At 44.2% G+C, this 1,637-nt stretch carries 4 protein-coding genes; all 4 read left to right on the top strand.

Going from position 1 to position 1,637, the window contains the following annotated elements; genetic code table 11:
* Positions 1-187, top strand: a 187-nt coding sequence (locus HCJ66_RS15770; RefSeq protein ID WP_425489681.1) for a hypothetical protein, incomplete at its 5' end; no start/stop codon positions are given.
* Positions 188-190: 3 nt separating this feature from the next.
* Positions 191-493 (top strand): WXG100 family type VII secretion target, encoded by a 303-nt coding sequence (locus HCJ66_RS15765; protein ID WP_187134002.1) that lies wholly within the window; start codon positions 191-193, stop codon positions 491-493.
* On the top strand, positions 490-1,206 hold the full coding sequence (locus HCJ66_RS15760; RefSeq protein WP_187134001.1) for a DUF5081 family protein: 717 nt from the start codon (positions 490-492) through the stop codon (positions 1,204-1,206). The genes HCJ66_RS15765 and HCJ66_RS15760 overlap by 4 nt, the downstream gene beginning before the upstream one ends.
* On the top strand, positions 1,199-1,543 hold the full coding sequence (locus HCJ66_RS15755; RefSeq protein WP_187134000.1) for a hypothetical protein: 345 nt from the start codon (positions 1,199-1,201) through the stop codon (positions 1,541-1,543). The genes HCJ66_RS15760 and HCJ66_RS15755 overlap by 8 nt, the downstream gene beginning before the upstream one ends.
* Positions 1,544-1,637 lie beyond the last annotated feature (94 nt).

Raw genomic sequence — 1,637 nt, 5'->3', positions numbered from 1 at the left:
GCATCCAGACTTTGACGGTGTCTCCATTCCGTCCAAGCATTTTGATTCGAAGCGAGAAGAACTGATGAAAAAAGTAGAAAGCTATATCAATGATGCAAGCGATAAGCGTTCCAGTATCACAGCAGCGCGAGACAAGGCATACGAAAGATACGTTCACTACAGAGATGCTGCGGCAAAGGAGGGATGATAGATGGCTGATAAAGTGGAAATATACGGAGATGAAGCGAAAGAGGCTAGAAAATTAGCAAAAGAAATCGACACCGCCTTAAAAAATAGTTATACCGATGCCACAAGTTTACAAAGTTTCGTCCATGGTGTCACATGGAAAGGGAAATCCAAGGACGCTTTTGTCGCCTACTTGGACATCATCGTTCAATACCATAAAGACGTGAAATCCGCGATGAAAGAACAAACGAAAGCCTTAGAAAATTTAGAGACATACATCGAAGCCTACGACAGCGAATCCAAAGTACGGGAGGTCAAAAATCTATGACACAACAACTCGATCCTAACGACTATTTTAGCCTGGAAGAAATGTATCTCCTTCTTGCCGCAACGGATGGCAATGTCCTATTCGGTTTTCCCGGCAAAGAAGTGTTTATTTTACGCGATGATGACCCGATGGCATACGCGCAGCAACAACTCATCGCAAAAGAAATCCTAACAACAGAAGGCGCTGTCACCAAAAGTGGCGCCTTCGTTATCAACAAACTATCCGCGTACCACCGAAGCAAGAAATACGTACGCTGCAACAACATCATGTTCTCGTTCCAAGAAGACAACACCGAAGAAGTCGTCCTCCTCATCGAAGCCGAGAAAAATAAATACTACCGCTTACTCGTTCTGTCCAAAGCACACGCCTTAAAAGTGCTGTATGACGGTTTCCCGTTAATTGCACGCGAACCAGGCATGGACGAGAAAACCTTCCTAACTAAGGAACTCAGCAACCAAGAAAAAAATGAGATCAAAGCGATGGCATTAAGCGAACCCGTTTTCAATTTCGAAGTGTTTCATTTAGACAAATACCCAGCCGAAATGACCGAACCGACATTCTATCAAAACTGGTTATTTTTCTTATACGGCGACAAACTCATTTCGCTAGATGTCGCGCGGCAACAATACCATCACGTGAGCCAATACTGGTTGATGAAGCTCGTATTTGACGAAATGGAATTCCCATACAAGGAGGTGGCGCAACATGGCTAATGTCGCAATGGACGGAGCAGGTGCTGGGGGCGGTGCCGCGGATATATCGATTAGCGTGGATGAGATTTCGACCATTTATAACAAGATCAATGCGATTAACTTAGAGTTGGAGACGATAAATACAAAGACAGATTCGATTGCGGCGATTACATTTTACGAAGAAGGCAAGGCCAAGAAAGCGATGGATGTTTACAAGGATGCGAATAAAAAAGTGATGGATTTGTATGATAACTACGCGCAAATAGCGAATTTGGTCGCTTATACCATCAATGCGATGAAAGAACAAGACGAGTCGCTGGGCCAAGAATTCTATGAGAAACTAGACTTGCCGGAGTAGGGAGGAGGCGCGGAAGATGGATGTGAAATATAAAGACAGTGAATGGGACAAGTCCAAAGAAGCTTTGGGAACAGTCATTGGACTTGGTGCATGG

Source organism: Paenilisteria portnoyi, assembly GCF_014322795.1.
GTDB lineage: Bacteria > Bacillota > Bacilli > Lactobacillales > Listeriaceae > Listeria_A > Listeria_A portnoyi.
Note: the sequence above shows the minus strand (reverse complement) of the source record. Positions and strands in the feature narration are given on the sequence as shown.